The 836-nt window shown below is 35.0% G+C and carries 1 protein-coding gene; it reads left to right on the top strand.

Features of this window, described 5'->3' with window-relative positions:
* A partial coding sequence (locus K0040_RS19825) for an RHS repeat protein (protein WP_331476382.1) occupies positions 1–836 on the top strand: 836 nt, incomplete at both ends.

The raw sequence follows: 836 nt of genomic DNA, 5'->3' as shown, positions 1-836 counted from the left end.
AGCACTGTTTATACTTATGATAAAGTAGGTAACAGAGTCAAAGAAGCTAAAGATGGAAAAACAACTACATACACATATAACTCTTTAAATCAATTGGTTTCAAGTGTTGAAGTTGGATCAGAAGATTTAAAAGATGGAAGTGAAGAGTCATCTGAGGATGAGGGAGAGTCCCACACCACACTATCCAATAAAGCTTATACTTATGATTTAAATGGAAATCAACTAAGAGAATCAGACAGTGTAACAAATGAAGTAAAGTGCTATACTTATGATGCAGCAAACCGCATGGACAATGCCATGTTCACAAAAGCTGGTATAGTAACATTAAATCAAGTAAATATTTACAACGGAAATGGACAAAGAGTTGAAAAATTAGAAAATGGTCAATCAACTAAGTACTATTACCAAAATGACGCAGTACTTTACACAACTGGAAAAGCTGATAATTCAACAGAATTAGAAGAGTCAGAGAATATTGAAAAACTTACTGGAGTAACTAGCCTTAACTTAATGGGAGCTAGTGGAAATGCCATTGCCACAGTTAGAGATATTTCAAGCACGGAAGGTGAAAAATACTACTTCTACAACAAGGACATGCGTGAAAGTACAACAAACCTAGTAAACGTAGAAGGTAAAAGCGAAGTATCTTATGAATACACTGATTTTGGCGAAACTGAAATAAACGGTGATGAAAACTTCTACAACGAAGTCTGCTACACAGGTGGAATTTACGATAATAAAACAGGACTATATTATTTGAATGCGAGATACTACAACCCTGAATATGGAAGGTTCTTAACAGAAGACACTTATCGTGGAGAATTCACAGACCCAAG

The sequence above is a fragment of the Terrisporobacter petrolearius genome (genome assembly GCF_020748185.1).
GTDB classification, from domain to species: Bacteria; Bacillota; Clostridia; order Peptostreptococcales; family Peptostreptococcaceae; genus Terrisporobacter; species Terrisporobacter petrolearius.
This window is presented reverse-complemented; position numbering and strand designations above follow the sequence as displayed.